Annotated in this window: 7 protein-coding genes and 1 pseudogene; 3 read left to right on the plus strand and 5 right to left on the minus strand. The window is 71.5% G+C overall.

The window, feature by feature from the left end; all coding sequences use genetic code 11:
• The 3 genes and pseudogenes from ABT160_RS03645 to ABT160_RS03655 all read right to left on the minus strand — a co-directional run.
• Positions 1-421: pseudogene (locus tag ABT160_RS03645) on the minus strand (hypothetical protein); the annotation flags it as partial.
• A gap of 381 nt (positions 422-802) precedes the next feature.
• Positions 803-1,909 carry a peptide chain release factor 2 gene (prfB, locus tag ABT160_RS03650; RefSeq protein ID WP_351642991.1) on the minus strand — a complete coding sequence of 369 codons (1,107 nt, stop codon included), beginning with the start codon at positions 1,907-1,909 and terminating at the stop codon, positions 803-805.
• 96 nt (positions 1,910-2,005) lie between these two features.
• Positions 2,006-6,109, minus strand: a complete 4,104-nt coding sequence (locus tag ABT160_RS03655) for an SGNH/GDSL hydrolase family protein (protein WP_502984153.1) — start codon at positions 6,107-6,109, stop codon at positions 2,006-2,008.
• A 396-nt stretch (positions 6,110-6,505) separates the two neighbouring features.
• On the opposite strand from ABT160_RS03655, the gene ABT160_RS03660 reads away from it, so the two are divergent.
• Positions 6,506-13,456, plus strand: coding sequence for an RHS repeat-associated core domain-containing protein (locus tag ABT160_RS03660; protein WP_351642997.1), 6,951 nt, complete (start codon positions 6,506-6,508; stop codon positions 13,454-13,456).
• A 41-nt stretch (positions 13,457-13,497) separates the two neighbouring features.
• Positions 13,498-13,755 carry a hypothetical protein gene (locus tag ABT160_RS03665; protein ID WP_351643000.1) on the plus strand — a complete coding sequence of 86 codons (258 nt, stop codon included), beginning with the start codon at positions 13,498-13,500 and terminating at the stop codon, positions 13,753-13,755.
• Positions 13,756-13,766: 11 nt separating this feature from the next.
• On the opposite strand, the gene ABT160_RS03670 is transcribed toward ABT160_RS03665, so the two are convergent.
• Both ABT160_RS03670 and ABT160_RS03675 read right to left on the minus strand, forming a co-directional pair.
• Entirely contained in the window at positions 13,767-14,999 is a 1,233-nt protein-coding gene (locus tag ABT160_RS03670; protein ID WP_351643002.1) for a serine/threonine-protein kinase, read from the minus strand.
• Between the two features lie 161 nt (positions 15,000-15,160).
• Positions 15,161-16,861 carry a serine/threonine-protein kinase gene (locus tag ABT160_RS03675; RefSeq protein WP_351643004.1) on the minus strand — a complete coding sequence of 567 codons (1,701 nt, stop codon included), beginning with the start codon at positions 16,859-16,861 and terminating at the stop codon, positions 15,161-15,163.
• Between the two features lie 518 nt (positions 16,862-17,379).
• Here ABT160_RS03675 and ABT160_RS03680 point away from each other — a divergent pair.
• The coding region (locus ABT160_RS03680; RefSeq protein WP_351643007.1) for an FHA domain-containing protein at positions 17,380-17,965 on the plus strand (586 nt) is incomplete at its 3' end.

Here is a 17,965-nt window from a genome sequence, read left to right on the forward strand (position 1 = left end):
TGGTCGTGCCACCGTCCGTCGTCGTACCGCCGTCGGTCGTGGTCCCACCGTCAGTGGTCGTGCCACCGTCCGTCGTGGTCCCACCGTCGGTGGTCGTGCCACCGTCCGTCGTCGTACCGCCGTCGGTCGTGGTCCCACCGTCAGTGGTCGTGCCACCGTCCGTCGTGGTCCCACCGTCGGTGGTCGAACCGCCGTCACCCTCAGTGGCACCGGAAGCGCCGACGGTGTCGTTCTCGCCGTCCTTGATGCCGAGGCCGATCTCGGCACCGCCCTCGTTCGCCTCGGCCTTCGCGCCGATCCCGCCGATGTTGACGTCCACACCGACGGCCTGCGCCGCACCCGCCGCGGTCAGGGAAGCGCCGGCGGCGATGACCGCACCAGCGGCTATCCGCGCCACGCGCACGCGCGTCTTGTTCGTCATCTGCTGCTACCCCCAGTAGCCGAAATCGTCATTGGAGCAGCGCCCGGGGCCACGCCACTGGGGGAGAACATCTCCCGCCCCCGTTCCCGCACGCCCCAGAAATGCGCATGCCGCGCGTCAGCCTTGCCAGTTTTCAGATGAACGTCAAGGTCGTTGCGCGTGCGATGCCCCAATTGCCCGCACTCGCCTGAGCTGTGACGATGCAACTGTGACGTAAACCCGGAACTCCGGGCCCGCCAGCGCCGGTTCCCTTGTCGACAAAGCACCCCGACCGGCGAATCTCCGCTTGCGGCCGCGAATTGACCGGGCATATGACAAAGGCGCCGCCCCCTCGGAAAGGGGAACGGCGCCTCTGCTCTCGTTCGCGTACCGCTCCGGCGGCTACTTCTCCTGCTGCTTGCGCCAGCGGATGCCGGCCTCCAGGAAGCCGTCGATCTCGCCGTCGAGGACCGCCTGCGGGTTGCCGACCTCGAACTCCGTCCGGAGGTCCTTGACCATCTGGTACGGGTGCAGGACGTACGAGCGCATCTGGTTGCCCCAGGAGCTGCCGCCGTCGCCCTTGAGCGCGTCCATCTTGGCGCGCTCCTCCTGGCGCTGGCGCTCCAGGAGCTTGGCCTGGAGGACGTTCATGGCGCTGGCCTTGTTCTGGATCTGCGAGCGCTCGTTCTGGCAGGAGACCACGATGCCGGTCGGGATGTGCGTGATGCGCACCGCCGAGTCGGTCGTGTTGACGCCCTGGCCGCCGGGGCCGGAGGCGCGGTACACGTCCACGCGCAGCTCGGACTCGTCGATCTCGACGTGGTCGGACTGCTCGACGACCGGGAGGATCTCGACGCCCGCGAAGGACGTCTGGCGGCGGCCCTGGTTGTCGAAGGGCGAGATGCGCACCAGGCGGTGGGTGCCCTGCTCGACGGAGAGGGTGCCGTAGGCGTACGGCGCCTTGACGACGAAGGTCGTCGACTTGATGCCGGCCTCTTCCGCGTACGAGGTCTCGTACACCTCGGTGCCGTAGCCGTGGCGCTCGGCCCAGCGCAGGTACATGCGCTGGAGCTGCTCCGCGAAGTCGGCGGCGTCCACGCCGCCGGCCTCGGCCCGGATGTTGACGAGGGCCTCGCGCGCGTCGTACTCGCCGGACAGGAGGGTGCGGACCTCCATCTCGTCCAGCGACTTGCGCACGGACTCCAGCTCGGTCTCGGCCTCGGCGCGGGTGTCCGCGTCGTCCATCTCCTCGGCGAGCTCGAAGAGGACCCCGAGGTCGTCGATACGGCCGCGCAGCGCCTCGGCCTTGCGGACCTCGGCCTGGAGGTGCGAAAGCTTGCTCGTGATCTTCTGCGCCGCCTCCGGGTCGTCCCACAGGGACGGGGCCGCGGCCTGCTCCTCGAGCACGGCAATGTCTGCCCTCATCTGGTCGAGGTCCAGGACGGCCTCGATCGACCCCATGGTCGAGGAGAGGGACTTCAGCTCTTCGGATACATCGACGACTGCCACGGGTCCAGCGTAACGGCTGGCGGCTCCGGCGGTCCCCGGCCGGTGCGATCAAGGTGCGCTCGCACCGGCCGGGGCCGCCCCGCGGGGCTCGCAGGGCTAGCCGCCCGGGAGCGTCTCGGGGGTCAGGACGGGCGCGGGCAGCGCGTTCAGCACCGCGATCTGTCCGTTCTTGCTGAGGTTCACGTGGTCGCCCGAATCGAAATCGGTGGGCGCCGGTCCTGCCCCGAGCCTGAGGAGAGGGGCCTCGTCCGTCCCTGCGGGGTCCGGGACCGCCACGGCCGCCTCGACGTCGACGTTGTCGACATAGGGAGTCGTGAAGTCCTGCTGCTCCGTGATCCAGCTGTTCACGTTCTGCCGGTTGGCATCGACGGCCGCCGTGCAGGTGGCGTGCCCGTAGCAGGGAGTCAGCGTCGTGAACACGACCTTGAGCCCCCAGGCCCTGAGCTGGTCACGCAACGTGGTGTACGAGGCGGTGACGTCGAGGTCGTCCGCCCCCGAGAACACGTCCTTCAGGCCCGTGTGGACGACGACGGTCCGTACACCGGGCACTGACAGGACGTCCCGGTCGAGGCGGACGAGGGCCGCCGTACCCCCGGCGGGCTGGCCGTCGACTGCGAGGCGGTTGTTCTGCACCCCGGCCGCGACCACGCCGTTACCTGTGGTCGCGGGATCCTGCGGCATCCTCCAGGCCAGCCACTCCGGAAGCCGTGCCGTGCTGAGCAGTGAGGGGGTCACCGCACCGGACTGGTCGACCAGGCTGTCACCGAGCACGGCGACGGTCGAGACGCCCTCGTCCGACAGGACGTCGAAGCCCGTGAGGACGTTCGTGAACCGCCCGTACGTGACGCCGGAGGCACGGAAGGCTGAGTCGTCGCTGTCGGCCGTGTGGTCACCGGAGCCCGGCGGTGTGACGTAGATGATCGTGGAATTGCCGACCCAGCTGTGCTGGGGCAGGTACCTGATCTTTCCGGGCACGTGGAAGCTCAGCACGACTCCCTTGGAGACGTTGCCGGTCACCACGGGGTCCGAATAGACCTCACCACCCGCCGGTATGACGACCGACGTACTCCCGCCGAACGTCAGGGCGGTCGGGGTGCCGGAGGTCTTGAGCGCGGATTCGCTCGGTGCGAACGTCGTGTGGTCGATGGCCAGCGGCACCAGGTTGCGCACGTTGGAGAGACGGAACCGGATGCGGGGGCCCGTGATGCTGGGCAGAGCCAGGATCCGGAAGGTCTGGTCCTGGAAGTCGACGTTGCCGGGCGTGTTGTTGTACACGCCCTCGACCGGGGCGCCCCAGGCACCCCGCCACGCACTGCCCGCCGTGCCGGAGGATTCCACGTCCCGTACCGCCATGCCGAGGACGTGCAGCCCCGGCACTCCTGCCGTCGCCTTGCCGCTCAGGTCGGGCAGCGTGACGGACGCCACCTTGGCGCCGCGCTTCAACGGGATCGAGAACGCGTAGATCTTGGCGGTCTGTGCCTTCTGGCCGGACGGGGTGTTCACGTGCGGGAGGTAGACGACCGCCATCGGCCACGGCCCCGCCGTCCAGTCCGGCACCGAAAGGTAATACGGCGCCGGAGCCGGCTCCCCCTCGTAGGTGATCGCCCCCGTCGTCGGCCCGCAGTCCGTAGGCACGCCGTTGGTCAGCGTGCAGTCGCTGCCCGCGACGGGGGTGCCGTCGGGAACGACCGGGCTGGTGGCGTCCGCCGGGTTGCGGTCCGACAGAGTGCGGGCCTGGGTCGCCGTCGCCAGGATCACCAGGGCCTGGCCGCTCGCGCCGTTCATCCGGATCGTCTGGTTCGCGGCCATGACGTTGTCCGGGGCGCCCGAGCCGAAGGACGGCAGGGTGAAGGTCGCGCCGTTCACGGTGACCTTCTCGCCCGGCTTCCACCCGGCGGACTGGAGGTCCTGCAGGGACAGGCTGCCGCCCGCCCCGTCCGCGTCGGCCGCCGCGGGTGCGGTGTCCGAGGAGACCGCGGTGTTGTCGAAGGCAGCCTGGAGGCTGTCGAACGTCCGGGGCGCGTGTCCGGTCACGACGAACTCGTACGGGTACATCTCGGAGGAGTTGCCGGCCGCGTCGAGCGCGTACACCCAGAGCGTGTGGGTTCCGGGCGCCGACGGGTTGAGCGGGTAGCTCGCCTTGTTGCCGACCGCCGTGCGCACCTGTGAGGCGGGCGGGTTGGAGGTCGGCGGCTTCACGTCCAGGCCGAAGACGAACTTGGACGCGGTGTTGTTGGCCGAGCCGGGCGCGACGCTCGCCTCGAAGGTCTCCTCGGTGCCGGCACCGGCCCCTGGGACGTGCTCGGGGAAGCGGTTGTTCACCGATCTGACGGTGGGCATGACGGGGGCGCGCTGGTCGACGACGAAGCGGCAGACCGCCGAGTTGGCGGTGGTGTCCTTGCCGTCGCTCACCGTCACCTGCCAGGCGACCGTGCTGCCGTCGGCCAGGCTCGTGACATACGAAGCGGGAAGCTTGACCTGCACCTTCTGTCCGCTCGCCACGACGGCCGAGTCCAGGGCGAGCTTGGTCGGCTTGCCGTCGGCCCAGTAGGTGAAACGGGCGCTGAGGGCGTCCTTGTCGCGGTCGGCGACCAGGGCGGAGAGCGACGGCGGGGTGGTGGCGACCGTCTTTCCGATCACCGGGTACGGCGCGGCGGTGTCACAGCCGTAGGAGGCCGCGTTGACGGTCGCGGCCAGCGAGGCCGGGACGGCCGGCGCGTTGTTGTACGTGATGCTGACCGACGGGTTCGGCGCGAAGCGCTTGAAGTACACGCCGCTGGACTCGTTGTCGTTGACCAGGGCGAACGTCCAGCTGCCGGCCGACGCGGCGGCCGCCTTGGAGATCGCCGGCAGGACCGTGAAGCCACCGGAGGCGTAACTGCTGCAGGCGGGGCCGAACTTGTGCGAGTCCAGCTTGGTGACCAGGCCGGGACGACTGCTCCAGCTGGTGTTCTTGTTGATGCCGTTCGAGGTGTACAGCGAGACCGTGGAGGACTCGCTGCAGCTCGCCGAGTACGTCTCCTGGAGGTTGGCCACGGCGGAGACGACGTGCGTCTTCCAGATCGCGGAGGGAATCCCGATCTGGTAGTAGGCACGCTCGCGGCCGGTGGCGCAGCCGCTCCACGAGTTCAGGCCGACGCCGGGGTTGCCGTACGCCGTCGAGTCGTAGTTCCTGGCGCTCGGGCACGCCTCCTGGACCCCGGCGAAGTGCTGCTTCGCGCCGTTCGCCGGGTGCGGGTTCCAGGACGGGTCGATGTACACGGGGTAGGTGGTGCCCGCGCCCCGGAGGAGCCCGGCGTCCGGTACGAGGGTCAGCGCGGCCGCTTCGACCCGCACGCCGATCGGAGCCGACCGGGCCCCGGGCAGCGGGCCCGCCGCGTCGGAGCGGCGCAGCGGTGCGACGGCCCCGGTCCGTGCGGTCGGGCCGGGTGCGGCGGAGGCCGAGGAGTCCCACATGACCGGGCGCGGCGCGCTGAAGACGTCGCGCCCGTCGGCGGACCTGGCGTGCAGGCCGCCCGACCCGTCGCGGGAGAGCTTCAGGCCGGTCGCGCGGACGCCCAGCCTCAGGGCGGCGAGGCCCGGGGCGGCGGCCGCCCGGGCCGACTTCACGACGAGGACCTGGCTGAAGCCGCCCCAGGAGTCCGCGGTGAGGACGAGGTCCACTCCCGGGAGCACCTCGGGATAGGTGAGGGCCGAGCCGGAGGCGGTGGGCCGGGGCAGCGCCGAGGGCCAGGTCAGGCCGAGGGCCTTCGCCCCCTGCCCGAGAGTGACCAGGTCGCCCTCGCCGCCGCCGGAGAAGCTGATCCGGCCGGTGGCCGCCCGGGGGGCGAAGGACCCGTCGGTGTTCTGGCGCAGGGTGCTGTCCAGCGGCGTCCAGGCGCCGTTCCTGCGCATGCGCTGCGGCCGCACGCTGGTCGTCCAGGTGACGGTGCCCCCGGGATTGGCCGCGACCGTGTCGGTGGCGCTGGTGAGGGCGTCGACGGACGCGGGCCTTCCGGTGCTGTCGGCCCTCTTCTGGGCGGCGGCGAGCGCCTTCTCCTGGGGCGCGGTCAGCCCTGACGACCGGGTGTCCTTCATCCGCCCGAGCGGCCCCTCGGGCGGCGCGTCGCGCGGTACGGCCGCGGGCTCACCGGGCGACCCGGTCGGCGGCGGGAGCGTGCCGGCCCCCACCGTGTCGACTGCGGCCGCCACGGCGGGCATCGCGGTGGAAAGGAGTGCAGCGCAGAGCAGCGTGGCGATACGGCGTCTGCGCGCGGACGTGCTTCGGCCCCACATGCAGGACCCCCCCTGGGCATGTCGGCATTTCAACTCGGTGCGCGGACGATAGCCATTTCACGACGAAACGAACAAGTAAATATTCCGCAAAGCTGGTCACTTTTGAGATCAATGATCCGATTCGCACCTTCATTCGACCACACGCTTCGCGTACCGGTCACTACCGTCCGTGGCTCGACAAAGACGGATGAAAGTGTGTGAATCATCGACAAGATCCACCTCAACTTACGCAGTCTTTACATTCGCTTTTCCGTCTCCATAACTGCCCTACTTAAAACGCTGTTAAATTCCGCAGGCCGATATGTGGAGCTGGGGGGTTTCATGTCTGGTCGCTCTGGGGCGCGAAGGATTTTCCGCCGCCGTGGCCGATTCCGTTCGTACGCGTCATTCGTCGCCGCACTGTCCGCGCTGCTGCTGGTGGTCACCACCGCCGACCCGGCCACCGCCGCGGTCCTGCTGGGCAACGACGGGCGCAGCTACGCCGTGACTCCGGAGGGAGCCAGGCCCGTACCGGTGAAGCCGGTGCCCAAGCGGCCGGTGGCGCGGGTCGAGACGCCCGTCTGGAAGGCGACCGCGGCCCGCAGGGCCTGGCCCCGCGCCGGCGCCGCCGAGGCCTCCGCCCGGGCCGGCTCCACGCGGGCCGGCGCACTCCCCGTCTGGGTCGGGGCCCCGGTCACCCGAGCCGCGTCACGCACCGCCGCCGCTCCCGTGGACGAGGTCCGCGTCGAACTCGGCGACCGCGCCGCCGCCGACCGTGCCGGTGTCGCGGGCGTCCTGGGCTCCCTGCGCCGCACGGCCCCGGGGAACGCAGGCCGCGTCCACCTGGAGCTCGACTACCGCACGTTCGCCCAGGCGTACGGAGGCGACTGGGCGTCCCGGCTCCGGCTCGTACAGCTGCCGGCCTGTGCGCTGACGACGCCCGCCAGGCCCGCCTGCCGCACCCAGACCCCGTTGGCCTCCACCAACGACGCGAAGATCGGCCGGGTCGCGGCCGACGTGCCGGTGGCGGCCGCGAGCGGCAGCGCGGCGCAGCCCGTGGTGTTCGCGGCCGCGGCCGGTGCGAGCGGCGGGGGCGGTTCCTACGGCGCCACCTCCCTGGCCCCCTCCGGCCAGTGGTCGGCGGGCGGTTCGACCGGCGGCTTCTCCTGGTCGTACCCGATCGGCCTGCCCGACGTGCCGGGCGGCTTCAAGCCCAACGTGGGGCTGGAGTACGGCTCGCAGGGCGTGGACGGCCGCACCTCGTCCACCAACGGCCAGGCGAGCTGGATCGGCGACGGCTGGGACTACTCCCCCGGCTTCGTCGAGCGCTCCTACCCCTCCTGCTCCGACGACGTGCCCGCGGGCGGCGCCAACAGGACCTCCGACCAGTGCTGGTCCGACGACGCCACCACCCTGACACTGTCGCTCAACGGCGCGTCCAACACCCTGGTGTTCGACGACGCCTCCAAGACCTGGCACCCGCAGAACGACAACGGCGAGAAGATCGCCGTCCGCAAGGACACGGTCAACGGCGACAACGACAACGAGTACTGGGTGGTGACCACCGCCGACGGCTCCGAGTACCACTTCGGCCAGCACCGCCTTCCGGGCTGGGCCGAAGGCGGCGCGGTCACCAACTCGGCCTGGACCGTGCCGGTGTACGGCAACGACGACGGCGAGCCCTGCCACGCCGCGACCTTCGCCGCCTCCAGCTGCCAGCAGGCCTACCGCTGGAACCTGGACTACGCGGTCGACTCCCACGGCAACGCGATCAGCTACTGGTACACGCCCGAGTACGGCTACTACGGCCCCAACAACGGCATCGCACCCACGAGGTACACCCGCGCCGGGCACCTGGCCAAGATCCAGTACGGCCAGCGCGACGGCAAGGTCTACGACGCCGCCTCGCCCGCCGCCGGCCAGGTCCTCTTCGACACCACCGAGCGCTGCCTGCCGGACAAGACCTTCGACTGCGCCGAGACCAAGCGGACGGCCGCCAACAGCGCCCGCTGGCCCGACGTGCCGCTCGACCAGAACTGCGCGGCCACCGGAAGCTGTGCCAACCACGGCGCGTCCTTCTGGTCCACCCGCCGCCTGACCGGGATCCGCACCCAGGTCCTGGTCGACAAGGCGTACGACGAGGTCGACGAGTGGAAGCTCAACCACACCTTCCCGGCCACCGGTGATACCACGACGCCCACCCTGTGGCTGTCCTCGATCGAACGCGTCGGCAAGGCCGGCGGCGGGACCCTCTCGCTGCCGCTGGTGACCTTCGACGGCCAGCCGATGGCCAACCGCGTCGACGGGCTCGACGGCTACCAGCCGATCACCCGGCGCCGCATGACGACCATCACGACCGAGTCCGGCAAGGTCATCACGGTCAACTACCTGGCCGCTCAGTGCCACCGCAAAGGCACGGTCGTGCTGCCGTCCAGCCCGCAGACGAACACCATGCGCTGCTACCCGTCGTTCTGGACGCCGCCGGGCAAGGTGGAGCCGGAGCTGGACTGGTTCAACAAGTACGTCGTGAACACGGTCACCGAACAGGACCCGACCGGCAACGGCCAGCCCGTCCAGACCTCCTACCGGTACCTGGGCGACACGTACTGGGCGTTCAACGACGACCCGATGTCCAAGGCCAAGTACCGCACCTACAACCAGTGGCGGGGCTTCGGCCGGGTGGAGACCCGCACCGGCACCGCGCCCGAGAAGATCACGCTCGCCCGGACCACCTACTTCCGCGGCAAGGGCGGCGAGCTCACCAACACCGTCGGCGACGTCACCGTGACCGACGCGGAACCGCTGACGGGCCAAGTCTTCGAGTCGGAGAGCTTCGACGGCGACGGCGGCACCCGGCTGGCCTCGGCCACCACGGAGCCGTGGATAGGGCCGGTGACGGCCACCCACGCCCGGACCGAGGTCGGCCTCGGCAACCTCCAGGCACGCATCCTCAACACCAAGCGCACCCGCAACACCACCACCAAGGCGGACGGCGAGCCCCGGACGACCGAGACGGTGACCGAGTTCGACGCGGCCACGGGCCTGCCCCGGACGGTGGACGACAAGGGCGACGTGTCGACGACCACCGACGACAAGTGCTCGCGCACCTGGTACGCAAAGGACGCGACGGGCAAGGAGCTGCCCGTCCCCCGGCGCATGCAGACGGTCGCGGTCGCCTGCTCCGCCACGCCCACCTACCCGCGGGACGCGATCAGCGACGACCTGGCGTTCTTCGACGGTCACACCGACAACCTGGCCGCGCCCGGGATCGGCGACGTCACCATGGTCCAGAAGGCCGACTCGGTGGCCGAGGACGGCACCCCGCACTACGTGACGGTGCTCAAGAACACCTTCGACTCCTACGGCCGCGAGACCAGCGAGACCGACGCCCTCGGCCGCACCACGACCACCATCTTCACCCCCGCTTCCGGCACCACACCGCCGACCGTGAAGGTGACCCAGCCCAAGGTCACCGGCCAGACGGCCGGTTTCACCACCACGACCACGGCGGACCCCGAGCGCGGCCTGCCCGTGCGGACCACGGACGCCGCCGGGTACGCGACGACCAGCGCCTACGACGCCCTGGGACGGCTCACCTCCGTGTGGCGCCCCGGGTTCTCCACCAGCAACGGCCCGAACACCCGCTACACGTACTCCCTTTCGCCCACCGCGCCGTCCACCGTCAAGACCGAGTCGCTCAACGACGACGGGACCTACCGCACCTCGATCACGCTCTACGACTCGCTGCTGCGGCAGCGGGAGACCCAGGTCGAGGCGGCCGACGGCGGCAGCGTCATCAGTGACACCGTCTACGACTCGCACGGCTGGACCGTGAAGGCAGCCGGCCCGTACTACAGCAAGGACAAGCCCTCCGCCACGCTCGTCTACGCGCCGGACAACCAGGTGCCGACCCAGACGGGCACCTTCTACGACGGCGCGGGACGGGTGACCGACAGCGTCGCGTACACCCGGGCCACGGAGACCTGGCGCACCCGGACCTCCTACCCCGGCTCGGACCGCACCGATGTCGTCCCGCCGCTCGGCGCGACGCCGACCAGCGCCTTCTCCGACGCCCGCGGCAACACCACGCAGCTGTTGCGCTACCAGGGCCGCACCGCGAGCGGTCCCGCCGACTCCGTCACGTACTCCTACGACTCCTCCGGCCGCCAGACGGGCCAGGACGACGGCAAGGGGCACACCTGGAGCAGCACGTTCGACCTGCTCGGCCGCAAGACCTCGCAGACCGATCCGGACACCGGCACCTCGACGTCCAGCTACGACGCGGCCGGACAGCTGACCGGCGCGAAGGACGCGCGCAAGCGGAGCACCGGGTACGTCTACGACGAGCTGGGCCGCAGGACCGCCGCGTACGACACCACGGGCGTATCCGCGAACGGCAAGGTCACGGACGGCAAGCAACTGGCCGGGTGGACGTACGACACCCTCAAGAAGGGCCTGCCCACTTCGTCCACCAGCTACCAGGACGGCGCCGCCTACACCAGCAAGGTCATGGGGTACGACTCGCACGGATGGCCGACCGCCTCGGCGGTCGTGATCCCGGCGAGCGAGGGAAATCTCCAGGGCACCTATCTGACGCAGAACCAGTACAACCCCACCGGCACGCTCCACTCGTACACCAGCACCGCCGCCGGCTACCTCCCGCAGGAGACGTACACCTACGACTACGACCGCTTCGGCCGCGTCAAGAGCGTCGGATCCCCGACGGTCAACGCGGGCCTGAGCTGGACCCAGTTCGACGAGCCCGAGCAGTACACGCTCGGCACCTCCGGCAACTTCGCCCAGCAGACGCTGAAGTACGACGAGCAGACCCACCGCCTGAAGTCGTCCTTCGTCGTCACCGCGGCGGGTGCCAAGGTCAGCGACCGCACCACGTACGACTACCAGCCCGCGGGCAACGTCACGAAGATCCGTGACGAACTGGGCGACGGCCAGGTGGACGTGCAGTGCTTCGCCCACGACTGGGCGCAGCGCCTGGAGACGGCGTGGACGTCCACCGACGACTGCGCGCGGAAGCCGGAGGCGGGCGCGGCAACCGGCGTCGGCGGCCCGGCCGCGTACTGGCAGTCGTGGACCTACGACGCGACGGGCAACCGCGCCTCGCAGACCGACCACGACCCGGCCGGCGACGCCGCCGAGGACACCGTCTCCACGTACGCGCCCCCGGCGGCGGGCCAGGGCCCGGCACACGCGCTCGGCAAGGTCGCCAAGGACGCCCCCGGCGGGGACACCCAGGACACCGAGACGACGTACACCTACGACGACTCCGGGAACATCCTGACCCGCACCGGCCGTTCGGGCACGGACACCTTCGCCTACGACACCTCGGGCAAGCTCAAGGAGCTGTCGCGGACCGCGACGGGCACGTCCACGAAGTACGTGTACGACGCGTCCGGCAGCCTGCTGATCCGCCGGGACGCGGGCTCCACGGTCCTGTTCACCGGCGACCAGGAGCTGACCCTCAAGGACGGCGCGGACAAGGCGGAGGGCACCCGCTACGTCGGGCTCGGCGGTCAGACGGTCGCCGTGCAGTCGGCCAACGCGCAGGGCGTGAAGGTCGACTACCTGGTCTCGGACCGGCAGAACACCGGGACGCTCCAGATCGACGCGGCCACGCAGCAGGTCACGCGGCGCCAGTACAAGCCGTTCGGCGAGGTGCGCACGGCGGACGCGGGCTGGCAGGGCGCGCGGGGCTTCGTCGGCGGCCAGGAGGACAAGTCCACGGGCCTGGTCAACCTGGGGGCGCGGCAGTACGACCCGGTGGTGGGCCGGTTCCTCAACCCGGACCCGCTGATCGTGCCCGGCGAGCCGGAGACCTGGAACGCGTACGCCTACGCCGGGAACAACCCGACCACCTCCAGCGACCCCAGCGGCCTGTGCCCGGCCGACCTGTGCGGCGTCGGCACCCCGATGGGCGACGGCTCCGGACGGATCATCACGGACGGCCCGGTGGACCCGGGCGGCTCCAACCCGACGACCTGCCACCGGGGCATGTGCTCCGACGGCAACCCGGTCGGCGGGGGCAAGGACGGCCGCGGCAACATCGGCAACACCACCACCAACGCCAAGGCCCAGCAGGCCGCGGCGGAGCGCGCGGCGAAGACCGCCAGCGCGGTGGCGGCGGCGGCCAAGAAGGAACGCCAGGGCCTCGCGGACAAGCTGATCAACCTGGTCGCGGACCTGGTGGGCATCACGGACGCGGTGAACTGCTTCACCAAGGGCGACGTGATGGGCTGCTTCAACACGGCCCTGAACGCGGTCCCGTGGGGCAAGCTCGCCAAGGCGATCAAGGCCGGGTACAAGGCCTTCAAGATCTGGCGCGCCTTCCGCAAGGCCGAAGCGGCGATCAAGGACGCCGAGAACGCGCTGGAAGCCGCCCAGACGACGCTGAAGGCGGCGAGGGCCCAGGCGGAGGCCCTGGAGTCGGCGGCGGCGGCGTGCGTGCGGCACAGCTTCACGGGCGACACGAAGGTGCTGCTGTCCGACGGCACGACGAAACCGATCGCCGAGCTGCGCCCGGGCGACAAGGTGGTCTCATCCGACCCCCAGACGGAGGTCACGTCCGGCGAGCCGGTCGAGCGGCGGATCGTCACCGAGGACGACAAGGAGTTCACGGACCTGACGGTGGAGCAGCCGTCGGAGCCGGGCGCGGAGAAGACCGCCTCCAAGCTGACGACGACGTGGCACCACCCGTTCTGGGACGAGACGTCGGGGAAGTGGATCCCGGCGAAGGACCTCCACCCGGGCACGAAGCTGCGCCGCCCGGACGGCACGACGGTCACGGTCGTGGAGGCGCGGAACTACCGCGGTGCGCGGGTCACGTACGACCTGACGGTGCGGGAGCTGCATTCGTACTATGTGGTGGCGGGGGATGCGCCGGTACTGGTGCACAACTGCCCCGTTTTCCGAGGCATGAAGATAGCTGCGGACGGCATGCCAGCGGTGGGGCGAAGTGCGAAGCATCTCGGAGTTCGGATTGGCACCGATGTGCACCCGTCGGCCCGGAACACGGTGTCCCCCGGTAAGGGGGGGATGTCGGGAGCGACTACCCCAGGCGGGCTCCCGGTGCATCGACGTCCGACGTACGTTGAAAACGGCGAAGGAAAGGGCCTGGAGCTGTGGGAAATTGACGAAGCGGACCTACCGGACGGCCTAACGGCTGTTCAGGACGGCACAGACCACGTCACTACCGGGCCGTCCCATGAGATGCCACTCTCCGAGTTCGAGGGACTGCTGGAGTCCACCCGCTCTCTGTGGAAACACCGTCCCGCATAGCGGGCACACGTAACTGGCCCTACAGCACCAGAGGAGTTGAAGTGGCCTTCGCCGATCAAATGTCGGAGTGGCACGACTGGGATGTCGCAGCCCACAAGCTCGGGGTGTCCCTGGGGATTCTCGATCCGACCATCCCGTTCATCGATTCCAAGAAGATCTTTTGGACGGATAACAGGATCGGGCGAAGCCTGCACCGGACACTGCTCCAACTCGTCGAGGCGGGTGTGCTGGAGTCCCGTGACGACGACGAGCAGTTCCGGTGGCACCACCCCGGCTTCGTCAACCTCGACGACTACTAGCGGGCCCGCCCCTACGGCTCCCCCGGCGCGCTGTTCCTGTTGTCCTGGGGCGGGGTCTCGGAGGAGTCCGAGGAGGTCGCGAGCCAGCCGCCCACGCCCACCGCCGCCGCCACCGCGACCGCCGTCACCGACAGGACCACCCGGCGGCGGCGCGTGGTGTCGGTCTTGTGGCGGGCCGAGCCGGGGCGCGGGGCGCCCGGGGTGCGGGGGGCGCGGGCCGTGCCCAGGGGGCCGCCGGAGAGTTCGTCGGGGGCCGGGACCCGCATCGAGGTGTGGGTGTCCCGGTTGGAGTCGGCGACCGAGCCGGGGACCAGCGGGCTGGCCGCGCGGCGCGGGGCGGCGGGCGGGGCGGCGGGTTCCTCGGCGTCGTACGGGACCGTGGGCTCCGTCTCCGGCTCGTCCACGTCCAGCGGCGGGAGGCCCGAGAGGAGGGGCAGCGTCTCGCGCAGCCGGGAGGCCAGTTCGGTGGCGCGCAGCCGGGAGGCCGGGGCCTTGGCCAGGCACTGGACCAGGAGCTGCCAGAGCTCGTCCGGGATGCCCGGGAGCGGGACCACCGTCTCCGTGACGTGGCGGCGCAGCACGGCGCCCGGGTGGCCGCCGCCGAACGGCGTGAAGCCGGCCAGGAGTTCGTACAGGACCGTGGCGAGCGCGTAGATGTCGACCGAGGCGCGCGGCGGCAGGCCCTCGACGATCTCCGGGGCCAGGTAGTCGGGCGTGCCGATGATCCGGGTCGCGCGGGTGCGGCGCGGGGTGTCGATCAGCTTGGCGACGCCGAAGTCGGTGAGCAGCGCGGGGTGGGCGCCGCCGGGGCCGAGCGGGCCCTCCATGTCGAGGAGGATGTTCTCGGGCTTCACGTCCCGGTGGACGATCCCCGCCGCGTGCGCCGCGGCCAGGCCGTCGGCGACGTCCGCGGCGATGGCGACGGCCGCCTCGGGTGCCAGGCGCCGCTCGCGGTCCAGGCGGGTGCGCAGGTCGGTGCCGCGCACCAGGTCCATGACGAGCGCGAGGTCGTTGCCGTCCACGACGAGGTCGCGCACGGAGACCACCCTCGGGTGGTCGAGGCCCAGCAGGGCGGTGCGCTCCTGGACGAAGCGGCCGACGAGTTCCTGGTCGGCCGCCAGGTCCTCGCGCAGCAGTTTGATCGCGACGGGGCCTTCGGGGCCCTCCCCGAGCCAGACGGTGCCCGCGCTGCCGCGGCCCAGGATCTGGTGGGCCGTGTAGCGGCTGCCGATGTTCCTTGCCAAGACTGCTCCCTCAGCGGCTGGCGATGCGTCAAAGTTACGCGGCCGAGGGCGCCCGTCTCGACTCCTGGAGGGTGATTTCCCTCCAGGAGTCGACAAACCGATAATCCCGCCGGGGTGGAGGGCCGGCCTACTGTCCGCCCGTCCCCGTCGGCTCAGGGGACCTACTGCCCGCCCGTCCCCGTCGAGTCGCCGATCTTCGAGATCCAGTCGGACACCGAGGACACCGCGTCCCCGATCGCCTGCCAGTAGCTCTTGCCCTGCGCGACCCAGTCCTGCAGCGGGGTGAGCTCCCAGATCAGCCAGCCCGCCACGAACAGCAGCACCACCGTGAACAGGCAGCCCTTCAGGCAGCCCAGGCCCGGGATGCGCATCGGGTTGGCGCTGCGCTGGCGCGGCGGACGCGGCTCGCGCGGCTCCGGCCGGCTCGGGGCGGGCCGCTGGGGCTGCTGCGGGGGCTGGGGCGCGTACCGCTGGGCCTGGGGCTGCGGGGCGTACTGCTGCTGGCCGCCCTGGTGGCCGTACTGCTGCGGCTGCTGCTGCGGCGGGTAGCCGTAGGCGGGCGGCTGGGGCTGCTGCTGCGGCTGCTGCCTGCGGCGCGGCTGCTGCGGCGGGGCCGGGGGCGGCGCCTGGCGCTGGGGGCGGCGGCGCAGCGGGTCCTGGCCCGGGTCCAGGTACTGCATCTGCGTCTGCTCGTTGCGGTCCCGGGCGGCCTGGAGCTGGGACTGCCAGGGGTGCGGGCCCTGCGGCTGCGGCGGGCCCTGCGGGACCGGCGGCATGACGGCCGTCGGGTCGGCCTGGCCGGTGCGCGGCAGCACGCTGGTGGGGTCGGCGGCGCCCGGCGCGTTCGTCGGCAGGACGCTGGTCGCGCCGTTCGGGTCGTAGGTCCCCGCGCCGTGCGGCAGCACCTGCGTCGGGTCGGCCGCGCCCGGGGTGCCCGGCACCTGCGCGGGGTCCGGGTCGGGCGTCAGCAGCGCGCCCACGCCCTCGGCCGCCTCGATCTGGGCGGGCGTGGAGTGGATGCCGATGCCGGCGGCGACGGTGCGCAGGCCGCGCGCCAGGTTCTCGGCGCTGGGCCGCCGGGCCGGGTCCTTGCTCAGGCAGCGCTCGATGACCGTCCACAGCGGGCCGGGGACGGTGGAGGGGCGCCGGGGCTCCTCGCTGAGGTGGCGGTGCAGGACCTCGAGCGCGGTGCCGCCCGCGAACGGGGGGCGGCCGGTGACCAGCTCGTACAGCAGGATGCCCGCGCCGTAGACGTCGACGGCGGAGGTCTGCGGGCGGCCCTCGGCGGACTCCGGCGCCACGTACGCGGGCGTGCCGACGAACTCGTGGGTGCGGGTCAGGCCAGGGGAGTCGGCCAGGCGCGCGATGCCGAAGTCGGTGAGCATCGGGTGCATCTGCCCGTCGCGCTCGGCGAGCAGGACGTTCGCCGGCTTGAGGTCGCGGTGCACCACGCCGTCGGCGTGGCTGGCGGCCAGCGCGTCGGCGATCTGGGCGGTCAGCAGGGCGGCGGCGACGGGCGTGAACGGCCCGTTGTCGCGGATGTAGCGGTGCAGGTCGGGGCCGTCGACCAGGTCCATCACCAGCGCGAGCAGATCGCCCTCGACCACCAGGTCGCGGGTGCGCACGATGTTGGGGTGGGTCAGTCTGAGCAGGACGGAGCGCTCGCGCAGGAAGCGCATCACCACGTCCGCGTCGTTCGCCAGCTCCTCCTTGAGGACCTTGATCGCGACGGTCTCCCCGGGCTGGCCCGGCACGGCCGCCTCGGAACCGGCGGTCTCCCGCTGGCTGGCGCGCCAGACGGTGCCCGTGGCACCGCGTCCGAGCGGCTCCTCGAGCAAGTACTTGCTGCCTACCGGCCGCACGTCATGCGCTCCCTGCTGGTCGTTCGAGACCCCTCCGCGGGGCCGGGACGGTGGCCCTGTGCACGGCCCGTGGGCGGGGCCTGGGCGCCCGGCCCAGGGGCCGGGATTTCCGATCCACTTTAGTGCCGCCGAACGGGTCGGAGGCCGCCCAGCGCGCCGGTCCTCCGCCGTCCGCGGGTTTCTCCCGGATTCACCCGGGTTCCCAGGGAAGACGCGGCGGCGGGGCCGTTGGTTGCCGCCCGGAGGTGCCCGGAAGATGTGACAGGAGATCAGGACCGGTCCCGAAGCGGGCGCAACCAGGCGTTTTCCCGGAACGGTTGTGAACAGCGTCCGGACAAGGAGTGCACAACGGGCGGCCAGAGACGGCCAATCAAGATCACTTACGGGTGACCCCCGGGCGCGCTGTCAGTGGCGGGTGCGAGGATGCTGTACACGGACGACGCGTCCGTGCCGGGTGGGGGAAAACACAGGGCCGCTCCCCTGCCGGGCACCCCGCGCAGAAGGGACCGCTCACGGCGATGCAGATCCGGCTGACCGTCCTCGCGCCGCGCACCGGACAGGGCGACCGGGGACCGGCGCGCTCCTGCGACGTGCTCGTCACGGCACCCGCCGGGACGGCGCTGGCCACCGTGGCCACCGGCCTCGCCGCCGCCGTGTCCGGCCCCGAGACCTCCGGCGCCGTCGTGCTCTACGCCGGGCGCGACCGGCTGGACCCCCAGCGCTGCTCGCTGGGCGAGCCGCCCCTGGTGGACGGCGCGGTCCTCTCCCTGCAGTCCCCCGCGGACGACGACGCCCCCGCCGACCCCTCGGCCCCCCGGCTGCACGTGGTGGCGGGCCCCGACGCGGGCGGCGTCCACCTGCTGCACGGCGGGCGGATCCGGGTCGGCCGCTCCGCCGACGCGGACGTCCCGCTGGACGACCCGGACGTGTCCCGGCTGCACTGCGCGGTGACCGTCGCCCCCGACGGCCGGGTGTCGGTCGCGGACCTCGGCTCGACGAACGGCACCAGCCTGGTCGCCGCCTGCGCCGAGGCCGGCACGGACTACCTGGACCTCACCGGGGAGCCGGAGTTCGTGGACCGGTCGTACGTCCTGCACGACGCCC

It is taken from the genome of Streptomyces sp. NPDC001941, from assembly GCF_040296945.1.
Classification (GTDB): domain Bacteria; phylum Actinomycetota; class Actinomycetes; order Streptomycetales; family Streptomycetaceae; genus Streptomyces.